We start from the raw sequence: 15,990 nt of genomic DNA, 5'->3' as shown, positions 1-15,990 counted from the left end.
ACGGCACTAGCCCTCCCACATCGGGACGCGCAGGCCGCGGGCGGCCGCAACCCCGGCCGCGGCGGGGTAGCCGGCGTCGACGTGCCGGATGACGCCGGTGGCCGGGTCGTTGGTGAGCACCCGCTCGAGCTTGCGCGCGGCCAGTTCGGTGCCGTCGGCGATGCACACCTGGCCGGCATGGATGGACCGTCCCATGCCGACGCCGCCGCCCTGGTGGATGGACACCCACGAGGCCCCGGAGGCCGTGTTGACCAGTGCGTTGAGCAGCGGCCAGTCGGCGATGGCGTCCGATCCGTCGGCCATCGACTCGGTCTCCCGGTACGGGGACGCCACCGAGCCGGCGTCGAGGTGGTCGCGGCCGATGGCCAGCGGCGCGGACACCTCGCCGGAGGCGACCATCTCGTTGAATCTCAGGCCGGCCCGGTGGCGTTCGCCGTAGCCGAGCCAGCAGATGCGCGCGGGCAGGCCCTCGAAACGGATCTTCTCGCCCGCGAGTGTGATCCACCGACGCAGGTGATCGTCGTCCGGGAACAGGTCGACGACGGCCCTGTCGGTGGCCGCGATGTCGGCGGGGTCGCCGGACAGCGCGGCCCAGCGGAACGGGCCGCGGCCCTCCTCGAACAGGGGGCGGATGTACGCGGGCACGAAGCCGGGGAAATCGAACGCCCGGTCGTAGCCGCCGCGCCGGGCCTCGTCGCGGATCGAGTTGCCGTAGTCGAAGACCTCGGCGCCCGCGTCCATGAACCCGACCATGGCCTCGACGTGCGCGGCCATCGACTCGCGGGCCTCGGTCGTGAACCAGTCGGGGTCCTTCTCTGCCATCCGGTGCCAGTCCTCGACGGCGATCCCGACCGGCAGATAGCTCAGCGGGTCGTGCGCCGAGGTCTGATCGGTCACGATGTTGATCGGCGCGTTCATCGCGAGCAGTCGCGGCACCACCTCGGCCGCGTTGCCGAGCAGTCCGATCGACAGCGGGCGGCCCTCGTGGCGGGCGAGGACGGCCATCTCCAGCGCCGATTCGACGCTCTCGGTCTTCGCGTCGAGGTAGTGATGCGCGATGCGGCGATTGATCCGGTCCGGGTCGCACTCGACGCAGATCGCGACACCGCCGTTCATGGTCACCGCCAGCGGCTGCGCCCCGCCCATGCCGCCCAGCCCGGCGGTCAGGGTGATCGTGCCCGCCAGCGAGCCACCGAACCGCTTGCGGGCGACCGCGCCGAACGTCTCGTAGGTGCCCTGCAGGATGCCCTGGCTGCCGATGTAGATCCACGAGCCCGCGGTCATCTGGCCGTACATGATCAGGCCGAGCGCCTCGAGCCGGCGGAACTCCTCCCAGTTCGCCCAGTCGCCGACCAGGTTGGAGTTGGCGATCAGGACCCTCGGCGCCCATTCGTGGGTGCGCAGCACCCCGACCGGCTTGCCCGACTGCACCAGCAGCGTCTCGTCGTCGGCCAGCGTCCGCAGTGTCCGCACGATCGCGTCGAAGGACGCCCAGTTGCGGGCGGCGCGGCCGGTGCCGCCGTAGACGACCAGGTCGTCGGGGCGCTCGGCGACTTCCGGGTCGAGGTTGTTCATCAGCATCCGGAGGGCGCCCGCCTGCTGCCACCCCCGGCAGGTCAGGGTGTTGCCGCGCGGGGCGCGGACCGGTCGTGGACCGGCGTCGGCACGTTCGGTCATCTCGATCTCCCCTCGATGACGTCCGCCCACTCATCACACTCCGTCGGAACCGGGTTGGCCAGAGTTCGGCGGAATCGGCGCCGAGGTCACGGCCCGAATCCGCGCTTGAGCTGCGTAAAGCTACCGATCGGTAGGTTCGCAGGGGCCGGGCCAGCGGTTGCACCCGAGTCGGTTAGCAGTACGCTCGTCTTGTTTGGTGCGGATCGACCCGGTTCGCACGGGTTGTATAGATTACTGATTGAGTCGTTCGTGGTCTCGCTCACAAAGCGGGACCCGAGCCGTGTGACCAGGGGAAACTTCCTAGGAGGACGCGAATACCACATGTCCAAGATCAAGGTTGAAGGCACTGTCGTCGAACTCGACGGCGATGAGATGACCCGCATTATCTGGCAGTTCATCAAGGACAAACTGATCCATCCGTACCTGGATGTGAATCTCGAGTACTACGACCTCGGTATCGAGTACCGCGACAAGACCGATGACCAGGTCACGATCGATGCCGCGAACGCGATCAAGAAGCACGGCGTCGGCGTCAAGTGCGCCACCATCACGCCGGACGAGGCACGCGTCGAGGAGTTCGGCCTCAAGAAGATGTGGCGTTCCCCCAACGGGACCATCCGCAACATCCTCGGCGGCACGATCTTCCGCGCGCCGATCATCATCTCGAACGTTCCGCGACTGGTTCCGGGCTGGACCAAGCCGATCATCATCGGCCGTCACGCGTTCGGTGACCAGTACCGCGCCACCGACTTCAAGGTGCCCGGCCCCGGCAAGGTGATGATCACCTACACGCCCGAGGACGGCAGCGAGCCGATCGAGCACGAGCTGGTGAACTTCCCCGAGGGCGGCGGCGTCGTCCAGGGGCAGTACAACTTCACCTCGTCCATCACGGACTTCGCGCGGGCCTCGCTCAACTACGGCCTGCAGCAGAACTACCCGGTGTACCTCTCCACGAAGAACACCATCCTCAAGGCGTACGACGGCGCGTTCAAGGACATCTTCCAGCATGTCTACGAGACCGAGTTCAAGTCCGAGTTCGACGCGGCGGGCCTGACCTACGAGCACCGCCTCATCGACGACATGGTCGCTTCCGCACTCAAGTGGGAGGGCGGCTACGTCTGGGCATGCAAGAACTACGACGGCGACGTCCAGTCGGACACCGTCGCCCAGGGCTTCGGCTCGCTCGGCCTGATGACGTCGGTGCTGCTGACGCCGGACGGAAAGACCTGTGAGGCGGAGGCCGCGCACGGCACCGTCACCCGGCACTTCCGCCAGCACCAGCAGGGCAAGCCCACCTCGACCAACCCCATCGCGTCCATCTTCGCGTGGACCCGGGGTCTCGAGCACCGCGGCAAGCTGGACAACACCCCCGAGGTGATCGCGTTCGCGCAGCAGCTCGAGGACGTCGTCATCAAGACGGTCGAGGGTGGTCAGATGACCAAGGACCTCGCGTCCCTCGTCGGCGGCGACCAGGGCTACCTCACCACCGAGGAGTTCCTCGGTGCGCTGGACGAGAACATGCAGAAGGCCAGCCGATAGCGGCGGCCACATAGAGCCGGAAAGTGGGACCAGCCCCAGGTCGGGGCGGGTCCCACTTTTTGTTTGTCGGGACCGACTCGGGCAACCCCATGCAGAGTCACCGTCGAACCGATACTATTCCGGCACCCCCCTGGCTAGGAGCGACGTTGTCTTCCGTTGTGCCCCTTTTCGAACGACCGATCTCACCCACCGAGCGTCTGTATCTGGCGATGCTGACGCTGGCCCCGCCCTTCGCCATCCAGTTGGTGATCCAGGGGACGGGCTCGGTCGACGAGCGGGACCTCGCGGTCGCGGTGGCGGGTGCGTCCGAATCCTGTCCCGGTGCCCGGCTCGTGCGGCGCGGCGACCGATGGGTGGACAGCCGCATCGCGCCCCCGGTGGTGGTGGCAACGGAACACTCGTTGGTGGACACCCCGCTCGACGACCATCCGATGCTGAGTCGTCCGCTCGACCCCGAGCACGGACCGACCTGTGAGGTCCTGCTGCTCGGAGACACTCGGAATACTCTGGTGTTCAGGGCTTTTCATGGCGTGATGGACGGAAAGGGCCTGCATCTGTGGGCTGCCGAGGTGTTCCGCCTGCTGCGCGGCGAACGGACGGTCGGCGCGCGGGACGCGATCGCCGACCACAGCCTCGTCGAGTCGCTCGGGATCGACGGCAAGCCGACCGCGCTGATCCCCACCGCGCGTTCGCCGTTCGGGCGGGCCCGCCCGGCCCCCGGCGAATCGGACTTCCTCTGGCGCAGGCGAACCGTGGAGGGAACCTCGCCCGCGGTGGTCGCCCGGATCGCCGAGCTGATCACGGCTGCGGTCGGGGGCAAGACCCGGATCATGGTCCCCGTCGATCTGCGTCGGCACGACAAGGACCTGCGGTCGACGGCCAACCTGGCGCTGCCGCTGTTCCTCGACGCGACGCCGGGGGACGGTTGGTCGCGCATCCATGCCCAACTGCTGCGCGGGATGGTGGAGTCCCGAGAGCTCGGTGAGATGAACAACGGTGGGCTGCAGCAGATGCCGGTGTGGATGGCACGGTCCATCCTGCGCGCCGGCATGTCCATCGGCACCCGTACCGGGGGAAACCTGGTGTCGGCGATCGTCTCCCATACGGGGACAGTCGATCTCGACGAGTTGAGCTTCCCCGGATTCGCCGCCACCGAGGTGTGGGGCCTGCCGGTCCACACGGGCATGGTGCCGCTCTCGATCGCGGTGCTGGAGGCTCGCGGGCGAACCGAACTCGTGGTCTCCTGCCGCAACGGTGCGGGGATCGCGTCTCGACTCGAGCGACTGCTAGACGATATCGCCACCGCACTCGGAGCCCAGGTGCAGCCGGGGCCGATCGGGGCGCAGGCCCCCACGCCCGGGCGAACGGTGACGAGCATTTTCGACGGCCTCGTCCGGAGCGCGCCGGACGCCCCTGCCGCGATCGGCCCGGACGGTCAGCTCAGCTATGCGGAGCTCGACGCCCGTGCCGATGTGGTGGCCGCGGAACTGCGCGGCCGGGGTGTGCGGCACGGCGACGTCGTCGCGGTGCTGGCGCGTCGGACGCTCGACGCCGTGGTGGGACATCTGGGAATTCTCAAGGCGGGCGCCGCTTTTCTCTCGCTCGATCCCAAGCACCCGGACGAGCGGATTCTCGGAATCCTTGCGGATTCCGGTGTGCGCCACTGCGTGACCGAGCGTGCGTTGAAGGGGCGGGCCGCGTTCGGTGAAACCGATGTCCTGGTGGTCGATGACCTGCCGCATTCCGGCGCCGACAAGCTGCCGGACCTCGCCACTGCCGATGACCTGGTCTACGTCACCTACACCTCGGGCTCGACCGGACGGCCCAAGGGCGTCCAGGTCGAACACCGGGGCATCGTGAACCTGATGCGCTCGGCCACCGACTGGTACCGGCTCGGGCCCGAGACCCGCTACGCGCACTATCACACGCAGGCGGCGGACATGGCGTGCGCGGCGCTGCTGCTCCCGCTGCTCAGCGGTGGTGCGGTGGTGGTGATTCCGGACGAGATCAATCACCTGGTCCTGTCCGAGATGCTCGAGGGTTCCACGGTGAACACGATGATGGTGACGCCGAGTCTGCTCGAGGTGATGGTCCGGCTGGAGCTGCGGCCGGTGGGGATGCGGGCGGTCAGCATCGGAGGCGAGGCGCTGCACGGGCCGCTGTCCGCGCGTGCCCGCGAGCTGTTCGGCCCGGACTGCCGGCTGCTCAACAGCTACGGGCCGGCGGAGATGTCGATCGTGTGTACCGCCCTTGTACTCGACGACGAGCCGTCGGCCGCGCCCCAGCCAGTGCCGATCGGCTGGCCTGCCGCAGACACCACGGTTCACCTGCTCGACCCGAATGCACTTCCGGTGCCCGACGGAGAGATCGGTGAGCTGTACTTCGGCGGCCCCCAGGTCGGGCGCGGATACCTGAACCGGCCGGACGTCACCGCCGAACGCTTCGTCACCCTGTCGACGGGTGAGCGGTGCTATCGGACCGGTGACCTCGCGCGCCGACTTCCCGGCGGTGCGCTCGAGTTCGCCGGTCGCGTCGACAGCCAGGTGAAGATCAGAGGCAATCGCGTGGAGCCAGGCGAGGTCCAGGCCGCCATCGAGCAGCATCCCCTGGTCGGCAGGGCCGCGGTGGCGGCGGTCCGGCGCGCGGAGCGCGGCGACAACGTCCTGGCCGCGTACGTGGTGGGCGCCGCCGAGGCGGACGTGCGACATGGGCAGGAGCGGAGCCCACGGAGCGACCAGATGGCACAGCAACTCCGGGACTTCCTGGCACAGAAGGTGCCCAAGTACATGATCCCGGCCGAGATCCACATCGTCGACGAGATTCCCCTGACTGCCAACGGGAAGCTCGACAGCGCGGGACTGAGCCTCGCCGAGGCGGTGGTCGGGGAGCAGGAGATCGACACGGCGAGCGGCCCCGCATCGGCGGAGCCCGACCGGCGGATCGAGGACGCGATCGCCCAGATCTGGGCGAAGGTCCTCGTGGTCGATGTGAGCACCCTGCACGCGGATTCGGACTTCTTCGCCCTCGGCGGGGACTCGCTGGCGTCGGTGGAGATGCTCTCGCAGGTCTCGCGCACGGTGGTCGGCCGCGCAGGCGAAGCGGCGTTAGTCGCCGAGCTCGAGGACCTGGTGCACCAGCTCACCCTCGGCAGGGTGTGCGCCGCCGCCGTCCATGCGAAGCGGGCAGGGGAGCTCGGGTGATCCTGGTGGGAGGCGGCGCATTGTTGTGGCGCGCTGCGCGATTCGCGTCTGCATCGGATTTCACGGTTGACCTGGTGTGCACCGGGCTCGGCGATCCGGCGCCTGCGGGACTCGAGGGACTCGCGCACCTGGAGACCACCGAGGTCGACGCCGAGGCCGCGATGCTCGCCGAGGCCTGCACCGACTCGGTGGTGTGGTCGATCAACAACCCGATGATCTTCGGACCCGCGCTCGTGAACTCCGACCTGCGGATCTACAACATCCACAACGGCCCATTGCCGGAGTTCCGTGGGCTGCCCGCCGCCGCGATCGTGCACGCGATTCTGCAGGGCCGCGACGAGTATGCGGCGACGCTGCACCGGGTCGACTCGGGCATCGACACCGGAGCTGTGGTCGACGTCGAGCGGTTCGCGATCGCACCCGACGACCGCTTCCAGGATGTCATGATGAACGGATTGCGCGCCTGCCACGGGTTGTTCGAGCGGAGCCTGCACGCGGTGATGACCGGACCGGAACCGTCGGCGCCCGCGGCGGTCGTCCCCGGCGGCTACTACGGTGCGGCGAGCATTCGCGAGCTGCCGGGGCATCGCGGCAACGCCAACTTCGAGCGGGCGACCGCGCTCGGGGTCTTTGCTCCTCGCTACCCGGCGGTCGCGGCCGCGGCGGCAGGCGGCGCCGTGCCGGATCTCGAGGCCGCCGCACTGATGTGACGCTCCACCAAGAGAACGCCGAACCACCAGCCAGATCTACCGACCCCCAAGAGGATCCAAGATGACCCAGTCGAGGTTCGAATCGATAGGCGCGTACCTCCCGTCCGCGGTGCTCAGCACGAAGGACCTGCTCGCCAAGCTCGCCGCGCCGCCGAGCTTCGATCTGCAGGCGATCACCGGGGTGGTGGACCGCCGGGTGTACGACTCCAGCGCGGACAACTACGAGGATTCGTTCACACTGGCCTGCAACGCCGCCCGTGATGCGCTGTCCCGCTCGAGCTACGAGGCGGGCGATCTCGATGTGATCATCTCGACCTCGATCTCGCGGAGCAAGGACAGGGACTTCATGTACCTGGAGCCGTCCTTCGCGTCGATGCTCGGCAAGGAGCTGGGCGTCAAGGGCGCCATCCATTTCGATCTGTCCAACGCCTGCGCGGGGATGCTCAGTGGTGTCTACGTACTCGACCGGATGATCCGCTCCGGTGCGGTCCGCAACGGGATGGTCGTGAGCGGCGAGCACATCACGCCGATCTCGGAGACCGCGGTACGCGAGATCTCGGAGAAGTACGACCTGCAGTTCGCCTCGCTGTCCGTCGGCGATTCGGGCGCTGCCGTGATCATGGACCGATCCGTCGACGACGCCGACAAGATCGACTACATCGAGCTGATGACGGCGTCCGAGTATTCCGACCTGTGCATGGGTATGCCGAGTGACCAGTCGCCGGGCATCGCGCTGTACACCGACAACCGCAAGATGCACAACGAATCACGGTTCCTGCTGTGGACGAACGCGCAGCGGGAGTTCCTGGCGGCCCGCGGGCAGACCTTTGCCGACGAGGAGTTCGACTTCGTCATCCATCACCAGTTCGGCGCCTCGGCCGTGGTGTACATGAACGCGCTCGGCGAGAAGGAGTTCGGCACTCCGATGCCGCCCGCGCTCAACGTGGTGGAGAAGTACGGCAACACCTCCAGCACTTCGCATTTCATCGTGCTGCACGACCATCTGAAGGACAAAGCGGTCCCGAAGGGATCGAAGATCCTGATGGTTCCTGCGGCATCCGGCATCGTCACCGGCTACGTGTCCGCCACGATCACGTCCCTGGAGGTCTGAGCAACATGGGTATCTCGATCAAGTCCACCGGGATGAGCGTGGCCACGGCGACGACGAGCGCCATCGAGCATTCCGCTCGCGCGGCGCGCGGCGCCATGAGCAGTGCAGGCATCGAGCCCGAGCAGGTGGGCGTGCTCATCAACACCGGCGTCTACCGCGACTCGAACCTGTTCGAGCCGGCGATCGCGGCGCTGATCCAGCGGGAGGCGGGCATCGGTCTCGAGTATCCGGAGGGCGTGAGCAGGTCGTTCTCGTTCGACCTGATGAACGGGGCCTGCGGCGTGCTCAACGCGGTGCAGGTGGCGACCGCCCTGCTCGAAACCGACAGTGCGCAGTACGTTCTCGTCGTATCCGGGGACACCCACCCCTCGCTTCAGCGACGCAGGCCCGCCGCGGACTTCCCGTTCGTCACGGCGGGGGCGGCGATGCTGCTCGAGAAGACCGACACCCCATCGGGATTCGGCCCCGTGCACGTTGCGGAGTTGGAGGGGACGCCGGCGACGAGGGGGTTCGCCAATATCGCCGAGATGGGTGTCCACGGACGCTCGCTGGTGACCGTGGAGCGCGAGGACGGGTTCGAGGAGCGTCTGCTCGAGGTGGCGGGTGTCGCGGCGGGTAAGGCGATCGGCGGGCACGAGGGCGGGCTGGACCTGTCTCGGACCGCACTGATCAGCTCGCGGCCGACCGCGGGGTTCCCGGCCGCGCTTGCCGCGCAGCTCGGTATCGCACCGGAGGCGGTGCTCGGCAGCGGTGTGGTCGAGGGTGATGCGCACACCGCCGCGCTGACGGCGGCGTATCACCAGGTGGATGAGGCGATCCTGGCGGGTTACGACACCGTGCTGTTCGTGGCCGCGGGCGCCGGGCCGAGCGCGGCCGCCACCGTGTACCGGCTGGCACCGACGGCGTGAGCAGGGCGACGACCACGACCGCAGTGCCCGCCCGTCCCGCGGCGCACTGCGGATCGGTGGAACGGATCCGGGCGATCGCGCGGGCGCACCCGGATCTGGAGGCGGTGATCTCACCGGACGGCAAGGGCGAGGCGGGTGTCCCGACGTACGGGCGGCTGACCTACCGGGAGCTCGACGACTGGTCCGATCTGCTCGCCCAGCGGTTCGAGGAGATCGGGATCCGGCGCGGGGTGCGAACCCTGCTGCTGGTCACCCCGGGGCCCGAGTTCTACGCCATCATGATCGGTTTGCTGAAGGTGGCGGCTGTGCCCGTCGTGATCGATCCGGGCATGGGTCTGCGTCCGATGCTCGCCTGCCTGAAATCCGTTTCCCCACAGGCGTTCATCGGCATCTCGAAGGCGCACCTGCTGCGGTTGGTGTTCCGTTCGTCGTTCGCGACGGTGGGGGTCAAGGTCACCGTCGGGCGCAAGCTGTGGGGCGGCCATTCCCTTCGGGCCTGGGGCCGGACGCCGGACCGGCCGGTGGCCACGAGCCAGGAGGCACCGGCCGACGAGGTGATGATGATCGCCTTCACCACGGGCAGCACCGGCCCCGCCAAGGCTGTCAATCTCACCCACGGCAACCTCGCCGCGATGCTGGACCAGGTCGACGACGCCCGCAAGCGGGTGCCGCCCGAGACGTCCCTGATCACGCTGCCGATCTTCGGGGTGCTCGACCTGATGCTCGGCTCCCGTTGCGTGCTGCCACCGATCGTGCCGGGGGAGGTGGGCTCGACGGATCCCGCGCACGTGGTCGACGCGATCCACCGGTTCGACATCCGGACGATGTTCGCCTCGCCTGCCGTGCTGGTTCCGCTGGTGCGGTACGCGCAGTCGCACGACGTGCGGCTGCCGTCCGTGCGGTCCATCTACTCCGGCGGCGCCCCGGTACCGGACCACGCCATCGCGGCGCTGCGCGCGATCCTGCCGGCCGAGGCCGAGGTGACCGCCGGTTACGGGTCGACGGAGGCGCTGCCGATGTCCGCGATCGAGTCGCGCGAGCTGCTCGGCGAGTTCGTCGCCCGAGCCCACGCAGGCGCGGGAACGTGCATCGGGCGACCGGCGCTCGGCCTCGAGGCGAGGGTCGTCGGCATCACCGACGAGCCGATCCCCACCAGGTCCGACGAGGCGGCAGCGGGTGGGATCGGCGAGATCGTGGTGGCCGGCCCGAACGTCAGCACCAGCTACGCCTGGCCGGAGGCGGCGAACGCGCTCGGCAAGATCAGGGACGGCGACCGTACCTGGCACCGGACGGGTGACCTGGGCTGGATCGACGAGGGTGGCCGGATCTGGTTCTGCGGGCGCAAGAGTCAGCGGGTCCGCACCGCGGACGGAGCGCTGTTCACCGTCCAGTGCGAGCAGATCTTCAACACGGTCCCGGAGGTGTTCCGAACCGCGCTGGTCGGTGTCCGTGGTGACAGCGACACCCGCCCGGTGCTCTGTGTCGAGCTGATGCCGGGGGTCCGGAAGAGCGAACGGGCGCGGATCGAGGAGGAATTGCGTGAGCTCGGAGCGCAGAGCCACACCACCGACCGGATCCACGACTTCCTCTTCCATCCCGGCTTCCCGGTCGACATCCGGCACAACGCGAAGATCGGGCGCGAGAAGCTGACGGTCTGGGCGGCATCGCAATTGGTGAAGGCGGAACGATGAGTACGAAGGTCATGTTGCTGCGTGCCATCCCGGTACTGGGATGGATCTATCTGGTGGCCGGGCTCATCCGGCCCTCCGGCAACCGTGTCGCGCGGGCGCTGTGGTGGATCGACGTCGTGCTCAGTGTCGGCGCGCACGCCGCGCAGATCCCGGCCGCGCTGAAGGAAGGCCGCGCACGGGGGCATTCGGATGTGAAGATCGCCGCGATGACGATGCTGCTCGGTGCGACCTGGTGGCGGACCCAGTGAGGGCACTGGTGACCGGTGCGAGCGGCTTCCTCGGTGGCGCGCTCGCCCGTCGACTGGTCGCGGACGGCGAGATGGACGTCTCCGTGCTGGTGCGCCGCAGCAGCAAGCTCACCGATCTCGGCGACACCTCGACGTTGACCCTCGTCTACGGCGACCTCACCGACCGTGACTCCCTGTTCGAGGCGACGCGGGGAGTGGACGTGGTGTTCCACAGCGCCGCCAGGGTGGACGAACGCGGTGTCCGCGAACAGTTCTGGAACGAGAACGTGCAGGCGACCGCCGACCTGCTGGAGGCATCCCGCCGAAACGGGGTGTCGCGCTTCGTGTTCATCTCCAGCCCGAGCGCATTGATGGAGTACGACGGCGGCGACCAGATCGACGTCGACGAGTCTGTCCCGTACCCGGGCAGGTACCTCAACCTGTACTCCGAGACCAAGGCCGCCGCGGAGCGGCTGGTGCTGGAGGCGAACGGCCCCGACCTGATCACCTGCGCGCTGCGGCCGCGGGCGATCTGGGGTGCGGGCGACCGTTCCGGTCCGATCGTCCGGCTGCTCGCGAAGGCGTCCGAGGGCTCCCTGCCGGACATCTCCGGCGGCAAGGACGTCTACGCCTCGCTCTGCCATGTCGACAACATCGTCGACGCGTGCGTGCGGGCCGCGAGCTCGGACCAGGTCGGGGGCAGGCCGTACTACATCGCGGACGCCGAGACCACCAACGTGTGGGAGTTCGTCGGGGTGGTGTCACGGATGTTCGGGTTCGCCCCGCCCAGCCGCAGACCCAACCCACGGGTGCTGGCCGCCGTGGTGGCGGTCGCGGAGGCGATCTGGCGGGTGCCGTACATCGCGAAGCGCTGGTCGCCGCCGCTGTCGCGGTACGTGATCGCGCTGATGACGCGCAGCGCGACCTTCGACACCGGCGCCGCGCGGCGCGACCTCGGCTACCGGCCGGTGGTGGACCGGGACAAGGGGCTCGCCGCCTTCAAGGACTGGGTGGACGAGCAGGGTGGGCTCGAGGCACTGGCGGCCCCGCTGCGATAGCGGCGCTGTCGGCCTGTTGGGCTACGGTTCCTACCCGTGCCGCACATCATCACCACCGTCAACGTCAACGGGATCCGCGCCGCAGCCAAGAAGGGCATGCTGGAGTGGATCGAGGCCACCGAGGCGGACGTCATCTGCCTGCAGGAGACCCGCGCCGACGACAAGCAACTCGCCACCACCCTGGCCGCTGCCCTCGATGCCGGCTGGCACCTGGCCTCCGCCCAGCCGTCTGCGAAGGGGCGCAACGGGGTGGCGATCCTGTCGCGCAGGCAGGCGGACGCGGTGCGGATCGGGCACGGGGACGAGGAGTTCGCCGAGGCCGGGCGGTACATCGAGGCCGACTTCGAGGACCTCACGGTGGCCAGCCTGTACCTCCCGTCCGGGGAGGTGGAGACCGAGCGGCAGGTGGAGAAGGAACGGTTCCTCGGATCCTTCGGGCCGTATCTGGCGGCGACGGCAGCGGCGGCCGAGCGGGCGGACCGGCACGTGGTGGTGTGCGGCGACTGGAACATCGCGCACACCGAACTGGACCTGAAGAACCACAAGGGAAACAAGAAGAACTCCGGCTTCCTGCCGAACGAACGCGAGTGGATGGGCTCGGTGTTCGGCGAGTTCGGCTGGGTGGACGTGATGCGCCGGCTGCACCCGGACCTGCAGGGGCCCTACACCTGGTGGTCCTACCGCGGCAAGGCATTCGACAACGACTCCGGCTGGCGGATCGACTACCAGGTCTCGACGCCCGTGCTCGCCGAGCGGGCGAAGCAGGCCGTCGTCGAGCGGGCCGCGTCCTACGACCTGCGGTGGTCGGACCACGCGCCGGTCACCGTCCAGTATCGCTAGTCGGATACCGCTAGTCTTCCACCGTGACGCGGTGGACATCGTTCGTGCTGGGGCGCCGTTGGGCCGTGCTGACGGTCGTGGTCGGTGCCATGCTGCTCGGGGGCCTGTGGGGATCCGGCGTGCTGGACCGGCTCAGTCAGGGCGGTGACATCGACCCGTCCAGTGAGGCCGCGCTCGTCGACGAGCTGCTGGCCGAGCATTTCGGGATCCGCAGCCCGGACATCATCGCGATCTACCGCGCCCCCGACGGCAAGACCGTCGACGACATCGGCCCCGCGGTGTTGGCCCGGCTCGCCGAGGTCGATCGGGGCCTGCTCGCGGAGCCGATCGAGGACTACTGGGGCGCGACGGGCCCGATCAAGTCGTTGCTGCGCAGCGGCGACGGATCCACCGCGCTGGCAGTGGTTTTCGTGGCCGGGAGCGAGAGCGAGCGGATCGCGTCGTTCACGGAGCTGGAACCGCAGCTGACCGTGCCGGGGGTCTCTACGGAGCTGTCCGGGTTCAGCGCGATCGCGGACGAGGTCAACAAGGAGTCCAAGCGCGACCTGGTGGTCGCGGAGATGGTCTCGTTGCCGGTCACCCTGCTGGTGCTGGTGCTGGTCTTCGGCGGGCTGGTCGGCGCGGCGATCCCGGTCGCGATCGGCGCGCTCTCGATGCTCGGCGCGTTGGCCGCGCTGCGCCTGCTGTCGATGTTCCTCGAGGTCAGCGTGTTCTCGGTGAACATCGCCTCGCTGCTCGGGCTCGGCATGGCGATCGACTACGGACTCTTCATCGTCAGCCGCTATCGCGAGGAGCTGGCGGCAGGCTCGGGCACCGACGAGGCGGTCACCGCGGCCATGGCCTCCGCGGGCCGCACGGTCGCGTTCTCCGCGGTGCTGCTGCTGTGCGCGTTCGCCGGCACCCTGGTGTTCCCGCAGCAGATGCTCAAGTCGCTGGGGTTCGGCGCGATGGCCGCGGTCGCGCTTGCCGCGGTGCTCTCGTTGACGGCGCTGCCGGCGCTGCTCGCCATCCTCGGCCCGCGGATCGACGCGCTGACCTGGCGCCGCGGGGCATTCGAGCGGGGTGAGGCTCGCGCGCAACGCTTCTGGGGTGCGCTCGCGACCGCCGTGATGCGCAGACCGGTTGTCATCGCCGCCACCATCGTGACCGTGCTGCTGCTGTTGACGCTGCCGCTGTTGGGGACCCGTTTCGGCGATGTGGACCACACCGCGCTGCCGCCGGGCAACGAGACGCGCACGACGGTGGAGCAGCTCACCGCGCAGTTCCCGATCGCGAGCAGCGGCGCCACCATCGTGATCCGGGGCGAGGACGGCGCGCCACCCGACGACGCGGCGGTCGCCGAGGTGGTCGGGGCGGTCGGCGGCACCGACGGTGTCCAGCAGGCGATCACCGTCGGCACCGCCGACGGTATGGTCGCGATCCGCGCGGTGCTGGAGGACCCCGACCGGTCGGTCGCCGCGGTCGACACGGTCCGCAGACTCGACGAGATCGAGGCGCCGGCGGGCACCGAGTTGCTGCTGGGCGGGATCACCGCGTTGTCGGTCGACAGCGTGAACTCGGTCCTGCATTATCTGCCGGTGATGATCGCGGTGATGGTGATCGCGACGCTGGTGCTGATGTTCTTCGCGTTCGGGTCGATCGTGCTGCCGATCAAGGCGGTGCTGATGGCCGCGTTGAGCCTGGGCGCGACCTTCGGCATCCTCACCTGGATCTTCTACGACGGGCACCTGACGGGCCTGCTCAACGTCACCCCGGGACCGTTGATCTCGGGGATGGTCGTGCTGATCATCGCGATGGTCTTCGGCCTCTCCACCGACTACGAGGTGTTCCTGATCTCGCGGATGGTCGAGGCGCGGCGGGCCGGGGCGAGCACCGAAGAGGCCGTGCGCATCGGCGCGGCCAAGACTGGGCGGGTGGTGACCGCGGCCGCGACCCTGTTGATCCTGGTGACCGGCGCCTTCACCCTCTCCGACCTGTCCGTGATGCGGTTCATCGGTGTCGGGATGATCGTGGCGCTGATCATCGACGCCACCGTGGTCCGGATGTTGCTGGTGCCCGCGCTGGTGAAGCTGATGGGCGAGGCCAACTGGTGGGCGCCCGCGTCGATGGTCCGGCTGAGGGAGCGGGTCAATGTCCACTAGGTCCCGCGGCGTGATCGCGGCGGCCGTACTGGTGCTGGTCGCGATCGTGGCGGCGCTGCTGCTGACCACCGGAGAGGACAAACCCGGCTCGTCCGCGCCTGCAGGGGTCCCCGCGGCCGCCGTCGCGACCCTGCAGAAGATCGACGAGGGCACCTGGCCGGACTCGGCCGGGGCGCCGGGCACCAAGGGCGGTGACCGCTTCGGCAACAGGGAGCGGCAACTGCCCACCGCGGACGCGTCGGGTCGGGCCGTCGGTTATCGCGAATGGGACGTGAACCCGAAGCAGCGCGGAAAACCGAGGGACGCGCAGCGCATCGTCACCGGAAGTGACGGTTCGGCCTGGTACACCGGTGATCACTACACGACATTTGTGAGGATGCGCTGATGACAACGGTGGACGGATTCATCACCGATCGAACCGGTCCGGTGGCGGGCATGCTGACCGGTACCGCGCCGGTCGGCGACACCCTCGCCTACGCGCTCTCCGAGCGCGGCTACACGGTGCGGGTGGTGCGCGCCCCGAAGATGCGGACGACGGACGCCCTTTTCGACGAATTCGCCGCGGCGCTGCAGTTCCCGTACTACTTCGGTGCCAACAAGGACGCATTCGACGAGTGCCTGCGCGACGCCGACGACTGGTTGGGCGAGTCGCCGGGACTGGTGCTGATGATCCGCGACGCGGGGGACCTGCTGGCCGACGAGCCGGGGGAGTTGGGGTGGTTCGTCGACGCCGTCGAGGACGGCGCGAGGGCGAGGACCGACGGTCTGTTGCGGGTGATCCTGCAGGCGGATCGGCCGTCGGCGAGCGCGTTGGCTCGCCGCTGGACGTCGGCGGGCGGGGAGCTCGCGTGGGTGGAGCCCTGATCGAATTCCAGGTGGGTGACCGGG

The 15,990-nt window shown here is 68.8% G+C and carries 13 protein-coding genes; 12 read left to right on the top strand and 1 reads right to left on the bottom strand.

The window, feature by feature from the left end:
* Positions 1–6: 6 nt before the first annotated feature.
* Complete coding sequence (hutU, locus tag FCG67_RS25145; RefSeq protein WP_136906927.1) at positions 7–1,677, bottom strand: urocanate hydratase; 1,671 nt, start codon at positions 1,675–1,677, stop codon at positions 7–9.
* 321 nt (positions 1,678–1,998) lie between these two features.
* Here hutU and FCG67_RS02940 point away from each other — a divergent pair, with 321 nt between their 5' ends.
* The 12 genes from FCG67_RS02940 to FCG67_RS02890 all read left to right on the top strand — a co-directional run bounded on the left by FCG67_RS02940 (position 1,999) and on the right by FCG67_RS02890 (position 15,966).
* Positions 1,999–3,216: an NADP-dependent isocitrate dehydrogenase gene (locus FCG67_RS02940; protein WP_097210453.1), complete on the top strand. Its 1,218-nt coding sequence runs from the start codon at positions 1,999–2,001 to the stop codon at positions 3,214–3,216.
* Positions 3,217–3,362: 146 nt separating this feature from the next.
* A complete protein-coding gene (locus FCG67_RS02935) occupies positions 3,363–6,416 on the top strand; it encodes a non-ribosomal peptide synthetase (protein WP_136906925.1) in 3,054 nt (1,017 codons plus the stop codon).
* Positions 6,413–7,126, top strand: a complete 714-nt coding sequence (locus FCG67_RS02930; protein WP_136906923.1) for a formyltransferase family protein — start codon at positions 6,413–6,415, stop codon at positions 7,124–7,126. The genes FCG67_RS02935 and FCG67_RS02930 overlap by 4 nt, the downstream gene beginning before the upstream one ends.
* A 61-nt stretch (positions 7,127–7,187) precedes the next feature.
* Positions 7,188–8,237, top strand: a complete 1,050-nt coding sequence (locus tag FCG67_RS02925) for a 3-oxoacyl-ACP synthase III family protein (protein WP_136906921.1) — start codon at positions 7,188–7,190, stop codon at positions 8,235–8,237.
* A gap of 5 nt (positions 8,238–8,242) precedes the next feature.
* On the top strand, positions 8,243–9,145 hold the full coding sequence (locus FCG67_RS02920; RefSeq protein WP_136906919.1) for a beta-ketoacyl-[acyl-carrier-protein] synthase family protein: 903 nt from the start codon (positions 8,243–8,245) through the stop codon (positions 9,143–9,145).
* Positions 9,142–10,836, top strand: coding sequence for a fatty acid CoA ligase family protein (locus tag FCG67_RS02915; protein WP_246044759.1), 1,695 nt, complete (start codon positions 9,142–9,144; stop codon positions 10,834–10,836). The genes FCG67_RS02920 and FCG67_RS02915 overlap by 4 nt, the downstream gene beginning before the upstream one ends.
* On the top strand, positions 10,833–11,084 hold the full coding sequence (locus FCG67_RS25140) for a hypothetical protein (protein WP_211243089.1): 252 nt from the start codon (positions 10,833–10,835) through the stop codon (positions 11,082–11,084). Before FCG67_RS02915 ends, FCG67_RS25140 begins: the two co-directional genes overlap by 4 nt.
* Positions 11,069–12,121: an NAD-dependent epimerase/dehydratase family protein gene (locus FCG67_RS02910; RefSeq protein WP_246044757.1), complete on the top strand. Its 1,053-nt coding sequence runs from the start codon at positions 11,069–11,071 to the stop codon at positions 12,119–12,121. Before FCG67_RS25140 ends, FCG67_RS02910 begins: the two co-directional genes overlap by 16 nt.
* A 36-nt stretch (positions 12,122–12,157) precedes the next feature.
* Complete coding sequence (locus tag FCG67_RS02905; protein WP_136906915.1) at positions 12,158–12,961, top strand: exodeoxyribonuclease III; 804 nt, start codon at positions 12,158–12,160, stop codon at positions 12,959–12,961.
* A 23-nt stretch (positions 12,962–12,984) separates the two neighbouring features.
* On the top strand, positions 12,985–15,102 hold the full coding sequence (locus tag FCG67_RS02900; RefSeq protein ID WP_136906913.1) for an MMPL family transporter: 2,118 nt from the start codon (positions 12,985–12,987) through the stop codon (positions 15,100–15,102).
* Entirely contained in the window at positions 15,092–15,487 is a 396-nt protein-coding gene (locus FCG67_RS02895; protein WP_136906911.1) for a guanyl-specific ribonuclease, read from the top strand. Before FCG67_RS02900 ends, FCG67_RS02895 begins: the two co-directional genes overlap by 11 nt.
* On the top strand, positions 15,487–15,966 hold the full coding sequence (locus FCG67_RS02890; RefSeq protein ID WP_136906909.1) for a barstar family protein: 480 nt from the start codon (positions 15,487–15,489) through the stop codon (positions 15,964–15,966). The genes FCG67_RS02895 and FCG67_RS02890 overlap by 1 nt, the downstream gene beginning before the upstream one ends.
* Positions 15,967–15,990: the final 24 nt, after the last annotated feature.

It is taken from the genome of Rhodococcus oryzae, assembly GCF_005049235.1.
GTDB lineage: Bacteria > Actinomycetota > Actinomycetes > Mycobacteriales > Mycobacteriaceae > Rhodococcus_G > Rhodococcus_G oryzae.
Note: the sequence above shows the minus strand (reverse complement) of the source record. Positions and strands in the feature narration are given on the sequence as shown.

What these genes read in the sequence shown, in the direction of transcription:
- hutU (WP_136906927.1), bottom strand. Translation starts at nt 1,677, where the DNA reads ATGACCGAACGTGCCGACGCCGGTCCACGACCGGTCCGCGCCCCGCGC.
- FCG67_RS02940 (WP_097210453.1), top strand. Translation starts at nt 1,999, where the DNA reads ATGTCCAAGATCAAGGTTGAAGGCACTGTCGTCGAACTCGACGGCGAT.
- FCG67_RS02925 (WP_136906921.1), top strand. Translation starts at nt 7,188, where the DNA reads ATGACCCAGTCGAGGTTCGAATCGATAGGCGCGTACCTCCCGTCCGCG.
- FCG67_RS02920 (WP_136906919.1), top strand. Translation starts at nt 8,243, where the DNA reads ATGGGTATCTCGATCAAGTCCACCGGGATGAGCGTGGCCACGGCGACG.
- FCG67_RS25140 (WP_211243089.1), top strand. Translation starts at nt 10,833, where the DNA reads ATGAGTACGAAGGTCATGTTGCTGCGTGCCATCCCGGTACTGGGATGG.
- FCG67_RS02895 (WP_136906911.1), top strand. Translation starts at nt 15,092, where the DNA reads ATGTCCACTAGGTCCCGCGGCGTGATCGCGGCGGCCGTACTGGTGCTG.
- FCG67_RS02890 (WP_136906909.1), top strand. Translation starts at nt 15,487, where the DNA reads ATGACAACGGTGGACGGATTCATCACCGATCGAACCGGTCCGGTGGCG.